Here is a 16,062-nt window from a genome sequence, read left to right as displayed (position 1 = left end):
ACACCGCGTACCAGTACGGCCCGGCCCCGGGACAGGGCCGGCCGGTTCCCGCCGTCCCCGGGCGTGTGCACGCCCGTGGTCACGGCACCGGGCGTGTGCGCCAGTCAGCCCGGCATCACCCGCACTCCTTCTCGCCCTCGGTACGCCCGTCGGCCCGGCTTCGGCCGGGTTCCGCCGGCGTACCGGGCGCGCTCCCAGTCGTCACCTCATTCCTGGAGCCCGCGATGGCCACTCCCCTGTCCGACACCCCTCTGTCCCCGCTGCAGACCGTCGCCGTCGTCGGCCTCGGCACCATGGGCACCGGCATCGCCGAGGTCCTGGCCACCGCCGGCCGCGAGGTCGTCGGCATCGACATCAGCGAGGCGGCGACCGCCCGGGCCCTCGCCGCCCTGGAGACCGCGACCGCCCGTTCCGTGGAGCGCGGCCGGCTGACCGAGCGGGAGCGTGCCGACGCGCTCGCCCGGGTCCGCACCTCGACCGACCTGCGTGCCGCGGCCGACGCCGACCTCGTCATCGAGGTGGCTCCGGAGTCGTACGAGATCAAGCAGCAGATCTTCCGCGAGCTCGACGGGATCGTGCGGCCCGGGGCGATTCTCGCGACCGGCACCAACGCGCTGTCCGTCACACGGCTCGCCGCCGACTCGGCCCGCCCCGAGCGCGTGCTCGGTCTGCACTTCTTCAACCCGGCGCCGGCCATGAAGCTGGTCGAGGTCGTCTCGTCCGTGCTGACCGCGCCCCAGGCCGTCGACGCGGTCACCGACCTCGCCGTCGAGCTGGGCAAGGAGCCCGTCGCGGTCGGCGACCGCCCCGGATTCGTCGCCGACGGGCTGCTGTTCGGCTACCTCAACCAGGCCGCCGCGATGTACGAGGCGAAGTACGCCTCCCGCGAGGACATCGACGCCGCGATGCGGCTCGGGTGCGGGCTGCCGATGGGCCCCCTCGCCCTGCTCGACCTGATCGGCGTCGACACCGCGCGGACGGTCCTGGAGGCCATGTACGCCGAGTCCCGTGACCGGCTGCACGCTCCCGCCCCGATCCTCAAGCAGCTCAGCGAGGCGGGCCTGACCGGCCGTAAGTCGGGCCGCGGCTTCTACACGTACGAGGCCCCCGGCAGCGAGACGGTCGTGCCGGACGCCCTGACGCCCCGGTCCGACGGCCCCCGGGTGCCCGGCCGGCCGGTCCGCTCGGTCGGTGTCGCGGGCTCCGGAACCATGGCGTCCGGTATCGCCGAGGTGTTCGCCAAGGCCGGCTACCAGGTCGTGCTCGCCGCCCGCAGCGAGGAGAAGGCGCAGGCCGCCAAGGACCGGATCGGCACGTCGCTCTCACGCTCCGTCGACAAGGGCCGGCTGACCGCCGAGGCCGCCGCGCAGACCCTGGACCGGATCACCACGGCGGGCTCGTACGACGCGTTCGCCGACGTCGATCTGGCCCTGGAGGCCGTCGCCGAGGACCTGGAGGTCAAGCGGCAGCTGTTCGCGACGCTGGACAAGGTCTGCAAGCCGGGCGCGGTGCTGGCCACCACGACGTCCTCGCTGCCGGTGGTCGCCTGCGCCCGCGCCACCTCGCGTCCGCAGGACGTGATCGGGATGCACTTCTTCAACCCCGCGCCGGCGATGAAGCTGGTCGAGGTGGTCCGCACGGTCCTGACGGCCGACGACGTGCACGCGACGGTCCGCGAGGTCTGTGCCGAGGTCAGGAAGCACGCGGTCGACTGCGGGGACCGCGCGGGCTTCATCGTGAACGCGCTGCTGTTCCCGTACCTCAACAACGCGATCAAGATGGTCCAGGAGCACTACGCGTCGCTCGACGACATCGACGCGGCGATGAAGCTGGGCGGCGGCTACCCGATGGGTCCGTTCGAACTCCTGGACGTCGTCGGGCTCGACGTCTCCCTGGCCATCGAGAAGGTCCTGCACCGCGAGTTCCGCGACCCGGGCCTGGCCCCGGCGCCGCTCCTGGAGCACCTGGTGGCCGCGGGCTGCCTCGGCCGCAAGACGGGCCGCGGCTTCCGCGAGCATGCCCGGCGCTGAGCCGCCGGGCGACTGGTTCTCCGCGGAGGCGGACTGGGGCGGGCTGCTCGGCCACGGCAGCTCTCCCCCGCCCGGCGAGCCCGGTTCTCCCCCGCCCGTACCGGGCGGGGGAACCCCCGGACCTGCACGGCACGCTGCGCGCATGGAGTACGTTCAGGTCATGCCCCAGCCCGCCAAGTCCGCCCGTACACCAGCTACGCCCGACGCGCCGGAGAGCGCCGCCAGCAGTCGCGCCGCCGCCCAGCGGCTCAAGATGCGGCGCGAACTGGCGGCCGCCGCGATGGAACTGTTCGCGACCAAGGGGTACGAGGCGACCACGGTCGACGAGATCGCGGCCCAGGCCGGCGTCGCCCGCCGCACCTTCTTCCGCCACTTCCGCTCCAAGGAAGAGGCGATCTTCCCGGACCACGACGACACGCTGATCCGGGCCGAGGCCGTCCTGAACGCCGCCCCCGCGCACGAGCATCCGCTCGACACGGTGTGCCGCGGCATCAAGGAGGTCATGCGGATGTACGCGGCCCGGCCGGAGATCTCGGTGGCCCGGTACAAGCTCACCCGCGAGGTCCCCACCCTGCGGGAGGCGGAGATCGCGTCGGTGGCCCGCTACGAGCGCCTCTTCACCCGCTACCTCCTGGGCCACTTCGACGAGCACGCGCACGACGACGACGCCAACGACGACCCGCTGCTGGCTGAGGTCGCCGCGTCCGCCGTGGTGACCGCCCACAACCACGTCCTGCGGCGCTGGCTGCGGGCCGGCGGTCAGGGCGACGTCGAGGCGCAGCTGGACCACGCCTTCGGGATCGTGCGCAGGACCTTCGGGACGGGCATCGGCGCCGGCCGCACCGCGGCCCCCCGGCCGGCCCCTGCGACGGTCTCCGCGCACGGCGAGGTGCTGGTGACGGTCGCCCGCACGGACGCCCCCCTCGACCAGGTCATGCGAACCATCGAAGAGGCGCTCAAGGAGCGTTAGAGCGCTTCACCAGTGCTGACGGCCACCCTTCGGGGTGGCCGTTCTGGCATGTCGGAGCCCCTTTTCCGGCACCTGTCAGGCACTGTTCGATCGATCATCGCTCATGTGTTACGTAAAGATTTCAGCTGAAGGGAATTTATGGCACTCAGTGCCTTGCGGGGTGACACGCGGTGTCATACGTTGAAGACGTCCGGGCGGCCGGCGTGCAGAGACCTTTCGTACGCCGGCTGTCCCAGCAAACCTCCTCCGGCGCCCGCACGGCCCGGGGAACCCGAGGTCTGCTCGCCCGGACGCCTGCGTCACAGGCACCCTTCCGCGCCACAAAGCGCTGCCGGACCGCACCACCGCCGAACCGACGGCACGCCTCGCAACACACCCTCAGCAGCACCGACGTAACCCTCAGCGTCTCCCCTCAAGACGCCATCCGCCGGAGGCAACACCGTGACCGTGAAGGACATCCTGGACGCGATCCAGTCGCCGGACTCGACGCCGGCCGACTTCGCCGCTCTGCCCCTGCCCGAGTCGTACCGTGCGATCACCGTGCACAAGGACGAGACGGAGATGTTCGCGGGCCTCAGCACCCGCGACAAGGACCCCCGCAAGTCGATCCACCTCGACGACGTGCCGGTGCCGGAGCTCGGCCCGGGCGAGGCCCTGGTGGCCGTCATGGCCTCCTCGGTCAACTACAACTCGGTGTGGACCTCGATCTTCGAGCCGCTGTCGACGTTCGGCTTCCTGGAGCGCTACGGCAGGCTCAGCGAGCTCACCAAGCGGCACGACCTGCCGTACCACATCATCGGCTCCGACCTCGCGGGCGTGGTCCTGCGCACCGGCCCCGGCGTGAACTCCTGGAAGCCCGGCGACGAGGTCGTCGCCCACTGCCTCTCCGTCGAGCTGGAGTCGTCGGACGGCCACAACGACACCATGCTCGACCCCGAGCAGCGGATCTGGGGCTTCGAGACCAACTTCGGCGGCCTCGCCGAGATCGCGCTGGTCAAGTCCAACCAGCTGATGCCCAAGCCGGACCACCTGTCGTGGGAGGAGGCCGCCGCCCCGGGGCTCGTCAACTCGACCGCGTACCGGCAGCTGGTCTCCCGCAACGGCGCCGCCATGAAGCAGGGCGACAACGTCCTGATCTGGGGCGCGAGCGGCGGACTGGGCTCGTACGCCACGCAGTTCGCGCTCGCGGGCGGCGCCAACCCGATCTGTGTCGTGTCCTCGCCGCAGAAGGCGGAGATCTGCCGGGCCATGGGCGCCGAGGCGATCATCGACCGCACCGCCGAGGACTACAAGTTCTGGAAGGACGAGCACCACCAGGACCCGAAGGAGTGGAAGCGCTTCGGCAAGCGCATCCGCGAACTCACCGGCGGCGAGGACGTGGACATCGTCTTCGAGCACCCCGGCCGCGAGACCTTCGGCGCCTCGGTCTACGTCACGCGCAAGGGCGGCACCATCGTCACCTGCGCCTCGACCTCCGGGTACAACCACGAGTACGACAACCGCTACCTGTGGATGTCCCTGAAGCGGATCATCGGCTCGCACTTCGCCAACTACCGCGAGGCCTGGGAGGCCAACCGGCTCATCGCGAAGGGCAAGATCCACCCGACCCTGTCCAAGGTGTACTCCCTGGAGGAGACCGGGCAGGCCGCCTACGACGTGCACCGCAACCTCCACCAGGGCAAGGTCGGCGTGCTGTGCCTGGCGCCCGAGGAGGGGCTCGGGGTGCGCGACGCGGAGAAGCGCGCGAAGCACGTCGACGCCATCAACCGCTTCCGGAACATCTGAGGTCACAGATGAGTGAGCGTCAGCCCGCCGACGGCACGCGGGAGAAGGACCGGCCGTGGCTCATGCGCACGTACGCCGGTCACTCCACGGCCGAGGCGTCCAACGAGCTGTACCGGCGCAACCTCGCCAAGGGGCAGACCGGCCTGTCGGTCGCGTTCGACCTGCCGACGCAGACCGGCTACGACTCCGACCACATCCTCGCCCGCGGCGAGGTCGGCCGGGTCGGCGTACCGATCGCGCACCTCGGTGACATGCGCCGGCTGTTCCAGGACATCCCCCTGGAGCAGATGAACACCTCGATGACGATCAACGCCACCGCCATGTGGCTGCTGGCGCTCTACCAGGTCGTCGCGGAAGAGCAGGGCGCGGACATCACCCGGCTCCAGGGCACGACGCAGAACGACATCGTCAAGGAGTACCTGTCCCGGGGCACGCACGTGTTCCCGCCGGTGCCGTCCCTGCGCCTGACGACGGACATGATCGCGTACACGGTCTCCCGCATGCCGAAGTGGAACCCGATCAACATCTGCAGCTACCACCTGCAGGAGGCGGGCGCCACCCCGGTCCAGGAGATCGCGTACGCGATGTCCACCGCCGTCGCCGTGCTGGACGCGGTGCGCGACTCCGGCCAGGTGCCGCAGGAACGCATGGGCGACGTCGTCGGCCGTATCTCCTTCTTCGTGAACGCGGGTGTCCGCTTCGTCGAGGAGATGTGCAAGATGCGCGCCTTCGGCCGCATCTGGGACCAGGTCACCCGCGAGCGGTACGGCATCGAGAACCCCAAGCACCGCCGTTTCCGCTACGGCGTGCAGGTCAACTCGCTCGGTCTGACCGAGGCGCAGCCGGAGAACAACGTCCAGCGGATCGTGCTGGAGATGCTGGCCGTGACCCTGTCGAAGGACGCACGCGCGCGTGCCGTGCAGCTCCCCGCCTGGAACGAGGCGCTGGGCCTGCCCCGGCCCTGGGACCAGCAGTGGTCCCTGCGCATGCAGCAGGTCCTCGCCTACGAGAGCGACCTGCTGGAGTACGGCGACCTCTTCGAGGGCTCGAAGGTGATCGAGGCCAAGGTGGGCGAGCTGGTCGAGGAGTCCCTCACCGAGATGCGGCGGATCGAGGAGATGGGCGGCGCGATGGCCGCCGTCGAGTCCGGCTACCTCAAGTCGCAGCTCGTCTCCTCGCACGCCGAACGCCGGGCCCGGATCGAGTCCGGCCAGGAGAAGATCGTCGGCGTCAACGTCTTCGAGACGACCGAGCCGAACCCCCTGACGGCCGACCTCGACACGGCCATCCAGACCGTCGACCCCGCGGTCGAGGCCCGGGTCGTCGCCGCCCTCCAGCACTGGCGCGACACGCGCTCCCAGCCGCCCTTCGACCACCCGCGCCCCGGCAAGGCGCTGGAGAGGCTGAAGGAGGCCGCCAAGGGCACCGCGAACCTCATGGAGGCCACCCTGGAGTGTGCCCGCGCGGGTGTCACGACCGGCGAGTGGGCGGGCGCGCTGCGGGAGGTGTTCGGCGAGTTCCGGGCGCCGACCGGGGTCTCCTCCGCGCCGGTGGCCGTCTCCGCCGAGGCCGGCTCGGCCATGTCCGGGGTGCGTCGCAAGGTGGACCTGACGGCCCGGGACCTCGGCGTCGGCAAGCTCCGCTTCCTGGTCGGCAAGCCCGGCCTGGACGGGCACTCCAACGGCGCCGAGCAGATCGCCGTACGGGCCCGGGACGCCGGCTTCGAGGTGGTCTACCAGGGCATCCGGCTCACACCCGAGCAGATCGTGGACGCGGCGATCGCGGAGGACGTGCACGCGGTCGGCCTGTCGATCCTCTCCGGATCGCACGCCCAGCTGGTGCCGGACGTGCTCGACCGGCTCCGTGTGGCCGGTGCCACAGACATTCCGGTGATCGCTGGTGGCATCATCCCGAACAACGACGCCGAACAGCTCAGGGCCGCCGGAGTGGCAGCGGTCTTCACCCCGAAGGACTTCGACATCACGGGAATCATCGGCCGCATCGTCGACGAGATCCGGAAAGCGAACAAGCTCGACCCCCTGGAGGTCCCCGCATGACCACGCCCGTCAACCGCCTGCGTCCACGACGCTCCTGTCTCGCGGTCCCGGGGAGCAACCCCCGCTTCCTGGAGAAGGCCCAGGGCCTCCCCGCCGACCAGGTCTTCCTGGACCTGGAGGACGCGTGCGCGCCGCTCGCCAAGCCCGAGGCGCGGCACACCATCGTCAAGTTCCTCAACGAGGGCGACTGGACGGGCAAGACGCGCGTGGTGCGCGTCAACGACTGGACGACCGAGTGGACGTACCGCGATGTCGTCACGGTCGTCGAGGGCGCGGGCCCCAACCTCGACTGCATCATGCTGCCGAAGGTCCAGGACGCCCAGCAGGTGGTCGCGCTGGACCTGCTCCTGACCCAGATCGAGAAGACCATGGGCTTCGAGGTCGGCCGGATCGGCATCGAGGCGCAGATCGAGAACGCGCAGGGCCTCAACAACGTCAACGAGATCGCGCAGGCCTCCCCGCGCGTCGAGACGATCATCTTCGGCCCGGCCGACTTCATGGCGTCCATCAACATGAAGTCGCTGGTCGTGGGCGAGCAGCCGCCCGGCTACCCGGCGGACGCCTACCACTACATCCTGATGAAGATCCTGATGGCCGCCCGCGCCAACAACCTCCAGGCGATCGACGGCCCCTACCTCCAGATCCGCAACGTCGACGGCTACCGCGCCGTGGCCCAGCGGGCCGCCGCCCTCGGCTTCGACGGCAAGTGGGTTCTGCACCCGGGCCAGGTCGAGGCGTCCAACGAGATCTTCTCGCCGTCCCAGGAGGACTACGACCACGCCGAGCTGATCCTGGACGCGTACGAGTACTACACGTCCGAGGCGGGCGGCAAGAAGGGCTCCGCGATGCTCGGCGACGAGATGATCGACGAGGCCAGCCGCAAGATGGCCCTGGTGGTCGCGGGCAAGGGACGGGCCGCCGGCATGCGGCGCACCAGCACGTTCGAGATCCCGGAGGCGTGACGCGATGCAGTTCGGGCGCACCTACGAGGAGTTCGAGGTCGGGGCGGTCTACAAGCACTGGCCCGGGAAGACGGTCACGGAGTACGACGACCACCTCTTCTGCCTCCTCACCATGAACCACCACCCGCTCCACATGGACAGCAACTACGCGGAGCAGACGACGGACTTCGGCAGGAACGTCGTCGTCGGGAACTACATCTACTCGCTGCTGCTGGGCATGTCCGTGCCGGACGTCTCCGGCAAGGCGATCGCCAACCTGGAGATCGAGTCGCTCAAGCACGTGGCGCCGACCTTCCACGGCGACACGATCTACGGTGAGACGACCGTGCTCGACAAGTGGCCGTCGAAGTCGAAGAACGACCGCGGCATCGTCCACGTCGAGACCAAGGGCTACAAGCAGGACGGCACGCTGGTCTGCGTGTTCCGCCGCAAGGTGATGGTGCCGACCGAGACGTACATCAAGGAGCGCGGCGGCGAGCAGCCCGGCCGTCCCGAACCGAAGCAGCAGGAGAAGTAGCCATGGCGCGACTCGCCCAGACCGCCGGCCTGACCGACGTCCAGCAGGAGATCCTGTCCACCGTCCGCGACTTCGTGGACAAGGAGATCATCCCGGTCGCGACCGGGCTGGAGCACCGCGACGAGTACCCCCAGCAGATCGTCGACGGCCTCAAGGAGTTGGGCCTGTTCGGTCTGATGATCCCCGAGGAGTACGGCGGCCTCGGCGAGTCGCTCCTCACCTACGCCCTGTGCGTGGAGGAGATCGCCCGTGGGTGGATGTCGGTGTCCGGCATCATCAACACCCACTTCATCGTGGCGTACATGCTCAAGCAGCACGGCACCCAGGAGCAGAAGGACCACTTCCTGCCGAGGATGGCGGCCGGCGACATCCGCGGCGCCTTCTCGATGTCGGAGCCGGGCCTCGGTTCGGACGTCTCGGCGATCACGTCGAAGGCCGTCAGGGACGGTGACGAGTACGTCCTCAACGGCCAGAAGATGTGGCTGACGAACGGCGGGACGTCCAGCCTGGTGGCCGTCCTCGTGCGAAGTGACGAAGGACACCCCGAGGGCACGGCGCCCCACAAGTCGATGACCACCTTCCTGATCGAGAAGGAGCCCGGCTTCGGAGAGGTCCGCCCCGGCCTCACCATCCCCGGGAAGATCGACAAGATGGGCTACAAGGGGGTCGACACCACTGAGATGATCATGGATGGCCTGCGGCTTTCCGCTGATCGGGTGCTCGGCGGCACCACCGGCCGCGGCTTCTACCAGATGATGGACGGCGTGGAGGTCGGCCGCGTCAACGTGGCGGCGCGTGGCTGTGGCGTCGCTCAGCGTGCGTTCGAGCTCGGCGTCTCGTACGCCCAGCAGCGCCACACGTTCGGCAAGGCGATCGCCCAGCACCAGGCCATCCAGTTCAAGCTGGCGGAGATGGCTACCAAGGTCGAGGCGGCCCATGCGATGATGGTGAACGCGGCACGCAAAAAGGACTCGGGAGAACGAAACGACCTTGAGGCTGGGATGGCGAAGTACCTCGCCTCCGAGTACTGCAAGGAGGTCGTGGAGGACGCCTTCCGGATCCACGGCGGCTACGGCTTCTCCAAGGAGTACGAGATCGAGCGCCTCTACCGTGAGGCCCCGATGCTGCTGATCGGTGAAGGTACCGCCGAGATCCAGAAAATGATCATCGGTCGCAGGCTGCTCGAGGAGTATCGACTCCAGGGCTAGATGTCCGGATGGGGGTGTTTTCTTCGAGAAGAAGATCACACCCCGTCAGCACTCTTCAGCCGCCGACTCGGCTGCCTGGCTTGCCCAGTTGCGGGCCGCGACCGGTACGATCCCGGGAAAGCCGCCGTCCCCCTCCCGCTGCGCGGCATCATCCGCTACGAAGGTCATCCATGCCCCACAGCCAAACCTCTGCACCCAGCGACAGCCTGGCAGGCGTACGCCTCGCGCGCGGAGCATCGCCGTGGCTCCTGCCGACCGTCGCCACCGCAGCCCTCAGCCTGGTACGCGCACGCAAGTCCGGCGCCGCCAAGGCCGTCGCCGTGCCCGCCACCGCGCTCGCGGCGGGCATGCTGTGGTTCTTCCGCGACCCCGAGCGCGAGATCGCCCAGGGCCGGGTCATCTCGCCCGCCGACGGTGTGGTGCAGAGCATCATGCCGTGGAAGGACGGCCGCACCCGCGTCGCGATCTTCATGAGCCCGCTCAACGTCCACGTCAACCGCGCCCCGCTCTCCGGCACGGTGACCTCGGTCGAGCACATCCCGGGCGGGTTCGTTCCGGCGTTCAACAAGGAGAGCGAGAACAACGAGCGCGTAGTCTGGCATTTCGACACCGAACTCGGCGACATCGAGATGATCCAGATCGCCGGCGCGGTCGCTCGCCGCATCGTCCCGTACGTGCCCCGGGGCACCAAGGTCGAGCAGGGTGACCGGATCGGTCTGATCCGCTTCGGCTCGCGCGTCGACATCTACCTGCCCGAGGGCGTGGAGGTCGCGGTCGAGGTCGGACAGAAGACCGTGGCTGGGGTGACTCGCATTGACCGTGATTGATCCGGAGACACAGACGGGCTGGGTGCCCGAGGCCGACGAGGCGGACGACGACGAGGAGATGCCCCTCTCTCTCCGCCTCTCGATAGCGGACACCCTCACCCTCGGCAACGCCACGTGCGGCTTCATGGCGGTGTACTTCACGACCACCGGCATCCTGATCCCGCACCTCACCGGTAGCCAGGAATCCGGCATGGCCCGCCACAGCGCGGCCACGGCGGTCATCCTGATGCTGTGCGCGGCGGTCTTCGACCTCTTCGACGGCTTGGTGGCGAGGAAGCTGCGCTCCTCCCCGATGGGCGCCGAGCTGGACAACCTGTCGGACCTGATCAGCTTCGGTCTGGCGCCGGCGTACTTCGTCCTGGTCTACGGCATGGTCGCCGACGACGCGCACCAGCGGGTGGCGGCGGTCGGCGCGATCGTCGTCCTGCTGGCGGTGGTGCTGAGACTTGCCCGCTTCTCCTGCGTGACGGTGAAGGACGGCACCTTCCAGGGCATGCCGTCGCCGTTCGGGGCGCTGACGGTGGTCTCGATCGTGCTCCTCGAACTGCCGTTCGAGGCGACGCTGCTGGCGGTCGTCGGTACCGCGTGGCTGATGGTGAGCCGGGTCGAGTACCCGAAGCCGCGGGGCGTGCTCGCGGTGGCGATGCTCGGCTGGATCGTGTCGGCCATGGGCATGCTCGCGGCGTGGGCGTTCGACGCGCCGGGCGGCCAGGTGCTGCTACAGATGGGCTGCGCGCTGCAGATCGTGCTCGCGGCGACGATCCCGCTGTTCGCCACGGCGCGCCGGGTGAACACCTTCCGGGACAACCGGCGTGAGGCTCGGGCGGCGCAGATCCCCTAGCGGTCGCACGACACCGTGGAAGGGCCCCGAGCCGCTCGGCTCGGGGCCCTTCCACGTTGCGCGTTCGTTCCCGGTTCTCCGGGGCGCGCTCCCTCAGGTCAGGAAGTCCCGCCCGATGCGCTCCGCGGCCCGTTCCAGGATCGGGCCGGCGTCCGCGAGGCACCTGGCCACGTCCGGTTCGACGTCCGTCAGCGGGTACGCGCGGCGGATGCCGGCCCGGCCCAGTGCCTCCGGCTGAAGGGCGAGGCGGCCGCACACCGCGACCACCTCCTTGCCCGCCGCCCGCGCCGCCGCCGCGACGCCCGCCGGGGCCTTGCCGTGCAGTGTCTGCTCGTCGAGGGAGCCCTCGCCGGTGATCACCAGCGTGGCGTGCTCCACCGCGGCCGTGAACCCCAGGACCTCCAGCATCACCTCGATACCGGGGCGGAACCGGGCGCCGAGCAGCAGGGCGCCGTACCCGATGCCGCCGGCCGCGCCCGCGCCGGGTGAGGCGGCGTACGCGGCGGCCCTGGACCCGACCGCCTTCTCCAGCACCTTCACGTAGTGCGTGAGCGCCGCGTCCAGCGTCTCCACGTCGTCCGGTGAGGCGCCCTTCTGCGGGCCGTAGACGGCCGGTGCGCCCTTCGGGCCGGTCAGCGGGTTGTCGACGTCGCTGGCCAGCACCAGCTCCACGCCGGCGAGCCGCGGGTCCAGGCCCGACAGGTCGGCCGAGGCCAGGGCGGCCAGGCCCGCGCCGCCGGGTGCCACCGGCTCGCCCGCCGCGTCGGTGAACCGCGCCCCCAGCGCGGACAGCATGCCGGCGCCGCCGTCCGTGGTGGCGCTGCCGCCGACCCCGAACACGATCGTGCGCGCGCCCGCGTCCAGCGCGGCCCGCAGCAGCTCGCCGGAGCCGTACGTGGAGGCCGTGAGCGGCGCGAAGAGCCCCGCGGGCAGCCGCTGAAGCCCGCTCGCCTCCGCCATCTCCACCACCGCCGTACCGTCGCGCAGCGCGAACGCGGCCGTGATCTCGTCGCCGAGCGGCCCCGCGACGCGGACCTCGCGCCGCTCGAAACCGGCCGCGACCGTCGCGTCCACCGTCCCGTCGCCGCCGTCGGCCACCGGCAGCGCGTCCACCGCGAGGTCCGGCACCACCCTGCGCAGTCCGGCCGTGACCCGTTCGGCGACCTGTACGGCCGTCAGCGAGCCCTTGAACTTGTCCGCGGCGATGAGCACCCTCTGGGCACTCCTCACTCCAGCGTCCGCCACCTTGACATCCCCTTGCTCTCCGGGCCCGACGCACGTCAGGGCCAGTCGCGCCGTTGTGACCTTAACCGGAGGACGCCTCCGCCGTCATGCGCCGACCGGTCCCTGGACCACGCCCGGGACCACACCGCCCGCCCGGCCCGAACCCGCGCGGACGGGCCCGGAAATGGGGTACACCGGAGCCATGACCCCTGTGGGCACTGAGCCAGAGCTCGCCGACCGCGTCCTCGGGGGCTGGCTCGGCCGGATCGCGGGCAACATGCTCGGCAAGCCGGTCGAGCAGGGCGACCTGTGGACGCGGGACCGGATCGACCACTACCTGCGGCAGGCCGCGGCCCTGCCGCTCACCGACTACCTGCCCGAGCCCGTCGGCGAGGACACCGGCCTGGAGCTGCGCCCCGAGTGGCGCCAGTGCGTACGCGGCCGCATCCACGGCAGCTGCCGCGACGACGACGTCGACTACGCCATCCTCGGCCTCGACCTGCTGGAGACCCACGGCTTCGGCTTCAGCACGGAGCAGGTCGGCGACCTGTGGCTGCTGCGGCTGCCGTACCGGCAGACGTTCACCGCGGAGCGGGCCGCCTACCGCAACCTCGCCAACGGGCTGAAGCCGCCGCTGACGGCGACGTACGACAATCCGTACCAGGAGTGGATCGGGGCGCTCATCCGGGCCGACATCTACGGCTGGACCCGCCCCGGCGAACCGCGTCGTGCCGCCTCCCTCGCCCGCCGTGACGCGGTGCTGTCCCACACCGGCAACGGGGTGTACGGCGCGATGTGGGCGGCGGCGCTGATCTCGGCGGCGTTCACCGCCGCCACCGTGCGGCAGGCCGTGGACCAGGCGCTCGCCGTGATCCCGGGCGGCAGCCGGCTGGCCCGTACCGTACGCCGGGTCGTCTCGCTCCACGACACCCGGTTGAGCTGGGAGGACACGCTCGCCACGGTGGCCGAGGAGACCGCCGGGCTCGGCTGGATCCACACCGTCCCGAACGCCGCCGTGCTGACCGCCGGGCTCCTGTACGGCGACGGCGACTTCACCCGCACCATCACGCTCACCGTGCGCGGCGGTCTGGACACCGACTCCAACGGGGCGACCGCGGGCTCGGTGGCCGGTGTGCTGACCGGCGCGGACGCCATCCCGGCCCAGTGGAAGGACCCCCTCGACGACACGGTGCGCAGCGCGGTCTTCGGCTTCGACGGGGCGCGGATCAGCGACCTGGCGGAGCGGACGCTGCGGCTGGTGGGGCCGGATGCCTGACCGGAGGGAACGGGCGGCGGAGGCTGGTTACGCTTCCGGCATGACCTCCACTCAAGATTTCGCCGCCTACATCGCGGGACTCCCCCGGGTGCTCGCCGGGGCCGCCGCCCTCTTCCGCGACGCGGAGGGACGGGTGCTGCTCGTCGAGCCCAACTATCGTGACGGCTGGGCCCTGCCGGGCGGCACGATCGAGTCCGACGACGGTGAGACACCGCGCCAGGGCGCGCGCCGGGAGACCGCCGAGGAGATCGGCCTGGACCGCGACCTGGGCCGGCTGCTCGCCGTGGACTGGGTGCACGGCACGGGCCGCCCGCCACTGGTGGCGTACCTGTACGACGGCGGGGTGCTCGACGAGGACGACTTCAAGGCGATCCGGCTCCAGGAGGAGGAGCTGCTGTCCTGGCGGCTGGTGTCCCGCGAGGACCTCGCCGAGCACCTGCCCGGTGCCCTCGGCCGCCGCGTGCTGACCGCCCTGGACGTGCTGGCGGAGGGTTCGGGGACGGCTGAGCTGGAGAACGGGCACCGGGTGGGCTGACCGGCGCTCCGGGTCGGCCCCGGCGTCCCGGAGTCCCGCGTCACCTCGCGCGGCGCCTCGTCGCGGACGGCCACGCGCGGAACCCCACGTCGGTCAGGTCGCCCGACAGCGGACAGCCGATCCGACGGCAAGCAGGTCATCCGACGGAGGGCAGGCCACCCGACGGCGGGCAGGTCACGGCGTTATCCGGTCGCCGCGCCGGGGCGGCCCGTCCTACCCTCGGTGCCATGACCAAGCCCCTCGTCGCGATCCTCAGCGGCGCCGGTGTCTCGACCGACTCCGGCATCCCGGACTACCGCGGGCCCAACGGGCTGTGGCGTCAGGACCCCGAGGCCGAGAAGCTCGTGACGTACGAGTTCTACATGAGCGACCCGGAGATCCGGCGCAGGTCCTGGCGGATGCGGCGCGGCAACCAGGCGCTCTCGGCCGAGCCGAACGCCGCGCACCGGGCGGTGGCCGAGCTGGAGCGGGCCGGGGTGCCGGTGCGGGTGATCACGCAGAACGTGGACGGGCTGCACCAGCTCGCCGGGATGCCCGCCCGCAAGGTGCTCGAACTGCACGGGACCGCACGGAGCTTCGTGTGCACCGGGTGTCATGCGCGCGGCCCGATGGAGGACGCGCTCGCCCGGCTCGACGCCGGGGAGGAGGACCCGCCGTGCCTGGAGTGCGGCGGGATCCTGAAGCCGGCGACGGTGATGTTCGGCGAGCGGCTCGACCCGGTGGTGCTCGGCGAGGCCGTCGCCATCGCCCAGGCGTGCCAGGTCTTCGTCGCGGTGGGGAGCAGTCTGCAGGTGCAGCCGGCGGCGGGGCTGGCGGGCGTCGCCGCCGATCACGGCGCCAGGCTGATCGTCGTCAACGCCGAGCCGACTCCGTACGACGCGCGGGCCGACGAGGTCGTGCGGGAGCCGATCGGGACGGCCCTGCCGAAACTGCTGCGCGGAATCAGCCGATAGATCACACTTCGCCCATGACTTCCGCGATACGCCATGTGACGGTCGACTCCGCCGACGCCCACCACCTCGCCTCCTTCTGGTCCCAGGTGCTCGGGCTGCCCGTGCACGAGGACGACAAGCCGGGTGACGAGGAGGCGCTGATCGAGGGCGCCGGTCTGCTGTTCGTCACCGTCGCGGAGCCGAAGGCGGTCAAGAACCGCCTCCATCTCGACCTCCAGCCGCAGGACCGTACCCGCGACGAGGAGGTGGAGCGTCTCGTCTCCCTCGGGGCCACGCTGGTCGACGACCGGCGGGTCCCGGACGGCCGGGGCTGGGTGGTCCTCGCCGATCCGGAGGGCAACGAGTTCTGCGTGGAGCGCGGTGCCGCGGAGCGGGCCGGCTGACCCGGGCGGGTCAGAACAGCGCCCTGCCGCTCTCGAAGTCCAGCAGGCGCTGCTTGCGGTCCAGGCCGCCGCCGTAGCCGGTGAGGCTGCCGTTCGCGCCGACCACGCGGTGGCACGGCACGATGATGCCGACCGGGTTGCGGCCGTTGGCGAGGCCCACCGCGCGGGAGGCGGTGGGGTTGCCGAGGGCGTCGGCCAGTTCGCCGTAGGTGCGGGTCTCGCCGTACGGGATCCCGCGGAGCTGCTCCCAGACGCTGCGCTGGAACGGGGTTCCGGACAGGCGGAGTTCGAGGGTGAACTCCTTCAACTCCCCCGCGAAGTAGGCCTCCAGCTCTTCCTCGGCCGCCGCGAAGAGGCCCTCGGCGCGGGCGCCGAAGGTCTCCTCCACGGGGCGGTGGCGCTGGTCGGTCATGTAGAGGCCGCACAGGACGCCGTCGTCGGCGACGAGGGTGAGGGGGCCGTAGGGGCTGTCGATGATCGTGTGCTGCTTCACG

15 protein-coding genes are annotated in these 16,062 nt (G+C 70.9%); 13 read left to right on the top strand and 2 right to left on the bottom strand.

The window, feature by feature from the left end:
* Positions 1 to 224: 224 nt before the first annotated feature.
* From QQS16_RS32405 to pssA, 9 genes are all read left to right on the top strand, one after another.
* A complete protein-coding gene (locus QQS16_RS32405; RefSeq protein WP_286065610.1) occupies positions 225 to 2,030 on the top strand; it encodes a 3-hydroxyacyl-CoA dehydrogenase family protein in 1,806 nt (601 codons plus the stop codon).
* Positions 2,031 to 2,172: 142 nt separating this feature from the next.
* Positions 2,173 to 3,000: a TetR family transcriptional regulator gene (locus QQS16_RS32400; RefSeq protein WP_286065609.1), complete on the top strand. Its 828-nt coding sequence runs from the start codon at positions 2,173 to 2,175 to the stop codon at positions 2,998 to 3,000.
* Between the two features lie 447 nt (positions 3,001 to 3,447).
* Entirely contained in the window at positions 3,448 to 4,785 is a 1,338-nt protein-coding gene (gene ccrA / locus QQS16_RS32395) for a crotonyl-CoA carboxylase/reductase (RefSeq protein WP_286066527.1), read from the top strand.
* Positions 4,786 to 4,793: 8 nt separating this feature from the next.
* The gene (locus QQS16_RS32390; RefSeq protein WP_286065608.1) at positions 4,794 to 6,842 is read left to right on the top strand and encodes an ethylmalonyl-CoA mutase; all 2,049 of its coding nucleotides are present in this window, start codon (positions 4,794 to 4,796) and stop codon (positions 6,840 to 6,842) included.
* On the top strand, positions 6,839 to 7,804 hold the full coding sequence (locus QQS16_RS32385) for an HpcH/HpaI aldolase/citrate lyase family protein (protein WP_286065607.1): 966 nt from the start codon (positions 6,839 to 6,841) through the stop codon (positions 7,802 to 7,804). The genes QQS16_RS32390 and QQS16_RS32385 overlap by 4 nt, the downstream gene beginning before the upstream one ends.
* 4 nt (positions 7,805 to 7,808) lie before the next feature.
* Entirely contained in the window at positions 7,809 to 8,321 is a 513-nt protein-coding gene (locus QQS16_RS32380) for a MaoC family dehydratase (RefSeq protein WP_286065606.1), read from the top strand.
* Between the two features lie 2 nt (positions 8,322 to 8,323).
* Entirely contained in the window at positions 8,324 to 9,529 is a 1,206-nt protein-coding gene (locus tag QQS16_RS32375) for an acyl-CoA dehydrogenase family protein (RefSeq protein ID WP_286065605.1), read from the top strand.
* Positions 9,530 to 9,699: 170 nt separating this feature from the next.
* Positions 9,700 to 10,356 carry a phosphatidylserine decarboxylase gene (locus tag QQS16_RS32370; RefSeq protein WP_286065604.1) on the top strand — a complete coding sequence of 219 codons (657 nt, stop codon included), beginning with the start codon at positions 9,700 to 9,702 and terminating at the stop codon, positions 10,354 to 10,356.
* Positions 10,343 to 11,197: a CDP-diacylglycerol--serine O-phosphatidyltransferase gene (gene pssA, locus QQS16_RS32365; protein ID WP_286065603.1), complete on the top strand. Its 855-nt coding sequence runs from the start codon at positions 10,343 to 10,345 to the stop codon at positions 11,195 to 11,197. The genes QQS16_RS32370 and pssA overlap by 14 nt, the downstream gene beginning before the upstream one ends.
* A 93-nt stretch (positions 11,198 to 11,290) precedes the next feature.
* Here pssA and QQS16_RS32360 read toward each other — a convergent pair whose 3' ends face one another.
* Positions 11,291 to 12,409, bottom strand: a complete 1,119-nt coding sequence (locus QQS16_RS32360; protein WP_286065602.1) for a glycerate kinase — start codon at positions 12,407 to 12,409, stop codon at positions 11,291 to 11,293.
* 214 nt (positions 12,410 to 12,623) lie between these two features.
* Here QQS16_RS32360 and QQS16_RS32355 point away from each other — a divergent pair, with 214 nt between their 5' ends.
* The 4 genes from QQS16_RS32355 (at position 12,624) to QQS16_RS32340 (ending at position 15,568) form a co-directional block, all read left to right on the top strand.
* A complete protein-coding gene (locus tag QQS16_RS32355) occupies positions 12,624 to 13,697 on the top strand; it encodes an ADP-ribosylglycohydrolase family protein (protein WP_286065601.1) in 1,074 nt (357 codons plus the stop codon).
* Between the two features lie 40 nt (positions 13,698 to 13,737).
* On the top strand, positions 13,738 to 14,232 hold the full coding sequence (locus QQS16_RS32350) for an NUDIX domain-containing protein (RefSeq protein WP_286065600.1): 495 nt from the start codon (positions 13,738 to 13,740) through the stop codon (positions 14,230 to 14,232).
* A 227-nt stretch (positions 14,233 to 14,459) separates the two neighbouring features.
* Positions 14,460 to 15,185, top strand: coding sequence for an SIR2 family NAD-dependent protein deacylase (locus QQS16_RS32345; RefSeq protein WP_286065599.1), 726 nt, complete (start codon positions 14,460 to 14,462; stop codon positions 15,183 to 15,185).
* A gap of 14 nt (positions 15,186 to 15,199) precedes the next feature.
* Complete coding sequence (locus tag QQS16_RS32340) at positions 15,200 to 15,568, top strand: VOC family protein (protein WP_286065598.1); 369 nt, start codon at positions 15,200 to 15,202, stop codon at positions 15,566 to 15,568.
* A gap of 10 nt (positions 15,569 to 15,578) precedes the next feature.
* On the opposite strand, the gene QQS16_RS32335 is transcribed toward QQS16_RS32340, so the two are convergent.
* Positions 15,579 to 16,061: a methylated-DNA--[protein]-cysteine S-methyltransferase gene (locus tag QQS16_RS32335; RefSeq protein ID WP_286065597.1), complete on the bottom strand. Its 483-nt coding sequence runs from the start codon at positions 16,059 to 16,061 to the stop codon at positions 15,579 to 15,581.
* Position 16,062 lies beyond the last annotated feature (1 nt).

It is taken from the genome of Streptomyces sp. ALI-76-A (genome assembly GCF_030287445.1).
In the GTDB taxonomy this organism is placed as follows: Bacteria; Actinomycetota; Actinomycetes; order Streptomycetales; family Streptomycetaceae; genus Streptomyces.
This window is presented reverse-complemented; position numbering and strand designations above follow the sequence as displayed.

What these genes read in the sequence shown, in the direction of transcription:
- QQS16_RS32370 (WP_286065604.1), top strand. Translation starts at nt 9,700, where the DNA reads ATGCCCCACAGCCAAACCTCTGCACCCAGCGACAGCCTGGCAGGCGTA.
- QQS16_RS32350 (WP_286065600.1), top strand. Translation starts at nt 13,738, where the DNA reads ATGACCTCCACTCAAGATTTCGCCGCCTACATCGCGGGACTCCCCCGG.
- QQS16_RS32380 (WP_286065606.1), top strand. Translation starts at nt 7,809, where the DNA reads ATGCAGTTCGGGCGCACCTACGAGGAGTTCGAGGTCGGGGCGGTCTAC.
- QQS16_RS32390 (WP_286065608.1), top strand. Translation starts at nt 4,794, where the DNA reads ATGAGTGAGCGTCAGCCCGCCGACGGCACGCGGGAGAAGGACCGGCCG.
- QQS16_RS32355 (WP_286065601.1), top strand. Translation starts at nt 12,624, where the DNA reads ATGACCCCTGTGGGCACTGAGCCAGAGCTCGCCGACCGCGTCCTCGGG.
- QQS16_RS32340 (WP_286065598.1), top strand. Translation starts at nt 15,200, where the DNA reads ATGACTTCCGCGATACGCCATGTGACGGTCGACTCCGCCGACGCCCAC.
- QQS16_RS32385 (WP_286065607.1), top strand. Translation starts at nt 6,839, where the DNA reads ATGACCACGCCCGTCAACCGCCTGCGTCCACGACGCTCCTGTCTCGCG.
- QQS16_RS32405 (WP_286065610.1), top strand. Translation starts at nt 225, where the DNA reads ATGGCCACTCCCCTGTCCGACACCCCTCTGTCCCCGCTGCAGACCGTC.
- QQS16_RS32375 (WP_286065605.1), top strand. Translation starts at nt 8,324, where the DNA reads ATGGCGCGACTCGCCCAGACCGCCGGCCTGACCGACGTCCAGCAGGAG.
- QQS16_RS32400 (WP_286065609.1), top strand. Translation starts at nt 2,173, where the DNA reads ATGGAGTACGTTCAGGTCATGCCCCAGCCCGCCAAGTCCGCCCGTACA.
- QQS16_RS32345 (WP_286065599.1), top strand. Translation starts at nt 14,460, where the DNA reads ATGACCAAGCCCCTCGTCGCGATCCTCAGCGGCGCCGGTGTCTCGACC.